Annotated in this window: 6 protein-coding genes and 2 pseudogenes; all 8 read left to right on the top strand. The window is 54.9% G+C overall.

Annotated elements, in window-relative coordinates; all coding sequences use genetic code 11:
- Positions 1-1,505, top strand: a 1,505-nt coding sequence (locus HHL14_RS32625) for an RHS repeat domain-containing protein (RefSeq protein WP_206002631.1), incomplete at its 5' end; no start/stop codon positions are given.
- Between the two features lie 2 nt (positions 1,506-1,507).
- Positions 1,508-2,026 (top strand): hypothetical protein, encoded by a 519-nt coding sequence (locus tag HHL14_RS32620; protein ID WP_169501714.1) that lies wholly within the window; start codon positions 1,508-1,510, stop codon positions 2,024-2,026.
- A gap of 48 nt (positions 2,027-2,074) precedes the next feature.
- Positions 2,075-2,221: pseudogene (locus HHL14_RS34065) on the top strand (RHS repeat-associated core domain-containing protein); the annotation flags it as partial.
- Complete coding sequence (locus tag HHL14_RS33000) at positions 2,216-2,611, top strand: TNT domain-containing protein (protein WP_407945329.1); 396 nt, start codon at positions 2,216-2,218, stop codon at positions 2,609-2,611. The pseudogene HHL14_RS34065 and the gene HHL14_RS33000, both read left to right, overlap by 6 nt.
- Before the next feature lie 4 nt (positions 2,612-2,615).
- Positions 2,616-2,930 (top strand): hypothetical protein, encoded by a 315-nt coding sequence (locus HHL14_RS32610; RefSeq protein ID WP_169501713.1) that lies wholly within the window; start codon positions 2,616-2,618, stop codon positions 2,928-2,930.
- 53 nt (positions 2,931-2,983) lie between these two features.
- Positions 2,984-3,115: pseudogene (locus HHL14_RS33700) on the top strand (RHS repeat-associated core domain-containing protein); the annotation flags it as partial.
- Positions 3,095-3,478, top strand: a complete 384-nt coding sequence (locus tag HHL14_RS33485) for an HNH/ENDO VII family nuclease (RefSeq protein ID WP_407945328.1) — start codon at positions 3,095-3,097, stop codon at positions 3,476-3,478. The pseudogene HHL14_RS33700 and the gene HHL14_RS33485, both read left to right, overlap by 21 nt.
- A gap of 10 nt (positions 3,479-3,488) precedes the next feature.
- Positions 3,489-3,968: an SMI1/KNR4 family protein gene (locus HHL14_RS32600; RefSeq protein ID WP_169501712.1), complete on the top strand. Its 480-nt coding sequence runs from the start codon at positions 3,489-3,491 to the stop codon at positions 3,966-3,968.
- The last annotated feature ends 336 nt before the right edge of the window (positions 3,969-4,304 follow it).

Below are 4,304 nucleotides of genomic sequence, written 5' to 3'. Positions count from 1 at the left end.
CGCCGAGGCCGGAGGTCGAGACGCCGGAAGAACAGGCGTCGCGCTTCGCGCGGGAGCGTGCCGAGGACGCCGCATGGCTGCGGGCGAATCCTGGCGAAAAATATCCACCGCTGCGTTACAACAGGCGGGGCGTGGAGGACAGGCGCAGGCTGGACGAATGGGAGGCGTCGCTGCCGAAGTGCATCGGCAACGTGCTGAAGGAACTGAACCGCACACGGTATGCACACGATGCGCATGGCAACCTCGTGCGGCGGATCGAGCCAGACGGCACGACGTGGCTGTACGGGTATGACGCAGCGAACCGGCTGATCGAAGCGAAACGCTATGCGAAGCCGCCGGAGGCGGATGAGCTGGCGCGTAGGGAACCGGTGGCGGGTGGTGGTACGCGGTTCGTCGATGGGAGTGTGCGGCCGCTGCTGGAAGTGAGCTTTGCGTACGATGCGTTTGGGCGACGCACGAAGAAGAAGGTGATGCGACCGGATGGCGGGATCGAGCGCACGTTCTTCACCTGGGACGGCGATGTGCTGCTGATGGAGGAGCGCTTCGGGCTGCCGGTGAAGCACGAGCATGTGTATCGCGGGCTGGAGTTCCGCAGGGCGCAGATCGTGTGTGAGGAGCCGCAGGATGTGTATTCGCTGCCGGTCGCGCAGCGCATGCATACGCTTGAGCGGCATCACGAGTGGCAGGCGGCGTCACTTTACCTGCACGAGCCGGGGTCGTTCGTGCCGCTTGCGCGGCTTGACGAGAAGCTGGTGGAACCGGCGTTTCTCGCGACGGGCACGGATGGACGCTTCGTGCAGGTGGCGGCGAGGACTCGGCACGGAACCTACTTCTACCAGAATGATCACCTGGGCACGCCGCAGGAGATGGTGGACGAGTCGGGCAAGGTGGTGTGGCTTGCGCGGTATAAGGCGTGGGGTGGGGTGAAGCGTGCACCGTACGGCAACGTCGATCCGGTTGGCGCGGATAACCGGATCCGGTTCCAGGGGCAGTATCATGACGAGGAGACGGGGCTCGCCTATAACCGGCATCGGTATTACGATGCGCAGGCGGGTCGGTTCATTTCGAAGGATCCGATTGGGTTGGCGGGTGGGGTCAATGTATATCAGTACGCCGATAACCCGACGGGTTGGATCGATCCGCTTGGCCTTGCAAAACGCGGTCCGAAAACCGGCGGCTGTGGTCCGCATAATGAGATGATTGCGGCGTGGGGTAAGGACGTGAAGGCCGCAGGCGGGGACGTTATTGCCGGTGGGGGCCAACAAGAAGCACTGGTCAAAACTCCGGGAGGTTTCAAATCAGGTCGTCGCCCAGACATCATCTATACCGATGCCGATGGCAATACCGTTTACGGCAACGTCGGCAAGGTTCGTGCTGATGGTGTGACGCCGGTCACGCGCGAACAGCAAGCGATGGATGATTTGAGGACAAAAACACAGGGAAGTGATGCTCCAGACGACGTGCAATTTCGTGCCTACAATTGTTGCCCATGTAAAGGGAAATAAGCATGGACCGCAAAGTATTCATGGTCTTCGATGACTTTGTGACAATCAATACGGAACTGCTCGAAAGAACCGGATTGTCGTTGTATCGCTCAGAGCACCATGACGATCCGTTTGTAAGGGTCGAAAGGCCTAGCGTCCCGGCATGGCGAGCGGTTGATTTGCTAATGGGAAAAATTGAAGACGAAGAGCGCGTACGGCATCGCCCTTCAGCGAATATAAGCCGAGACGAACAGGTTGGCTTTGTGCGCGTACGGTATGGCGGGGATGACGAGGACGCCATCGGTGCAACACTCTATCTGGCAGATGGTTCGGACACCACGAAGCTAGTTACTCGTGAACTGAACAAGCTGCTTAAGAAGTATGCGCACAAGGACGTGGTAAATGAATTGGGAACGGTATACACCGATTATTATTGGACCGATGCAGCATTGGCGAGCGGCAAGAATTGGCATCTGTTTCTTGGGAAAGGTGTTCGTAAAGAGCGCAACAAAAACCTAGGCTACCGACCGAAGCCGACATGAGTAAGGTGGGGCAGTACGTGTACGACGCGATCGCCACACTACATATAGACGGGGCTGCACTATAACCGGCATCGGTACTATGATCCGGGTAGTGGGTGGTTCATCAGCAAGGACCCGATCGGGTTAGCGGGTGGGGTCAATGTCTATCAGTACGCGCCCAATCCCGTGAGTTGGGTCGACCCGCACGGGCTGGCGCATTGCCGGAATGACCCGTACGCAGAGGAACGCAAAGCGGCTGAAGCAGCAGGCTGGAAGAAGCCGGACGGTTCAGTTTGGTGGCCACCAAATAGAGGTTTTCAGGGTGATCCTGTTGCGACCGAACTGCAACCGGGTCAACAACTTGACCGATATGGCTCGGAGCGCGGTACTTTCATGGCCACGGCGGGAACACCATATACGGACCGGGCACTTGCCCCCGGAACAGACAAAATTGCTCTGTTAAACAACTACGAGGTCGCAAAAGCGATCACGGTGAAAGCTGGACCCGCTATACCTTGGTTTGGCGAACAGGGCTTAGGAACTCAATTCGAAACTGAGAAATCAGTCGGTGAACTTGTTGCCACTGGTTGTCTCTTGAGGAAGTGAACTGATGGATATTCATCTTCAAAAGCAGTTTGCGGTACAAGCAGACCGCAACGTGAACCAGAATGCGTTGTTTAGCATCATTGAAACGGAATTAAACGCTCGCGGAGTGAGCAGAGACTCATATCGTTTGGGTGATGATCCGCACATCGGTTTGGGAGAACTGCGGCTATCGGAAGAGGACGAGTACTGGGTGATCTGCGTCGATGAACGGGGAGCGTCATTTAACCCATGCATCTTCACGAGCTACTTCAGCGCGGTTAACTACTTCATGTTTGAGTTATCCGGAACCGGTGGAGAAGCAATGTGGAAAAAGCTTTGAACTGGATGCCGTCTAACCGTTAGCAACAGGGAGCCGTATAAGCGGCCCCTTGCAACGGACATCGGTACTGTGATCCGGCGTCTGGGCGGTTCATCAGCAGGGACCCGATCAGCGTGGCTGGTCGGATCAACGTTTATGCGTATGCGCCCAATCCGATAAGCTGGATCGATCCGCTGGGGCTGGCTGGTTGTTTCTGGAAGAAGGCAAAAGATTTCCCTGGCAATAAGGTATACCAGCGCGACGATATCTTTGATCCCAGTGCCGAATTCAATGGAGAGACGAATCTCCAGCGAATGACTCGAGGAGTTGCTCCAATTGGCTCAGATGGAAAATCTGTTGAACTGCATCATATGCTTCAATCCCATGATGGGCCGATAGCTGAGGTCACGAGTACATTCCATAAGCAAAATTATTCAACCATACATATAAATCCAAACACCATTCCATCAGGAATTGATAGGCCGGAGTTCAATTCGTGGAAGCGGAAGTATTGGAAGGATAGAGCTACGGGCATTAAGTCATCATCTGGTTTCGACTGCAATATATAAATGGTGAATTATGGAATATGAACAACTACGTAACGAGCTTCAGACCATACTTACGGACCATCCCGATGAGGGGCGCTCCTATGGTGGACGTTCTGAGAGAGCTATCAAGGCAGTCGAGACGCTGCTAGGGCTGACGCTTCCAAGCAGTTATAGGAAATTCGTTGCAGATTTCGGCGCGGTTGACTTCTATGGATTCGAGGTCTACGGAATTCCGAGCGAAGATCCAGCGCAAGAAACTAGCGTGCCTAGTTGTGCCTGGCTAACAAGGTCAGAGCGTGAGCATGGTTTGCCATCTGGATTTCTAGTCATTGGTTCAAGTGGGGATGGCTTAACTTATGTGCTTTCGGCTATTGAGCCTAACGCAATGTACGCGTATGGAGGATATGAGTTTGAGGCTAATCCGCCAAAAGAAATTGCTGGTGGATTCAACGATTTCTTAAGAAGTTATATTGAGCAGGCGAAGCGATTCATAGACGAAGATAGTATGTAAAAGACAAAGGGCCGCTGACGCGGCCCTTTGTTCATTCGTTGGGTCAGACCGGAATTCTTGCGAAATTATGATCTCAACTCAGGGAGGCAACCGACTGTTCCGGCTACAGCACGCGTTACGCCTATGACGGGCGCGGCTATCTCTCCCGACGTATCGATGCCGAAGGCAATGCGACCTCGTACCGGTGCGATGCGCTCGGGAGGGTGGCGTGTAGTGGTCTAATCTCCCCGGACACCAATTTGGGCGAGAATACTCGCCATGAAGAGGTGTCTGATGAGCAAGCAACGTCGTACGTTTTCCCCTGAGTTCAAGCGCAGTGCTGCGTCTCTGGTCCTC

It is taken from the genome of Paraburkholderia antibiotica (assembly GCF_012927125.1).
Lineage (GTDB): Bacteria > Pseudomonadota > Gammaproteobacteria > Burkholderiales > Burkholderiaceae > Paraburkholderia > Paraburkholderia antibiotica.
Note: the sequence above shows the minus strand (reverse complement) of the source record. Positions and strands in the feature narration are given on the sequence as shown.

Bases quoted from the DNA above. Each gene is read 5' to 3' on its own strand.
- HHL14_RS32620 (WP_169501714.1), top strand. From the start codon at position 1,508: ATGGACCGCAAAGTATTCATGGTCTTCGATGACTTTGTGACAATCAAT.
- HHL14_RS32610 (WP_169501713.1), top strand. From the start codon at position 2,616: ATGGATATTCATCTTCAAAAGCAGTTTGCGGTACAAGCAGACCGCAAC.
- HHL14_RS32600 (WP_169501712.1), top strand. From the start codon at position 3,489: ATGGAATATGAACAACTACGTAACGAGCTTCAGACCATACTTACGGAC.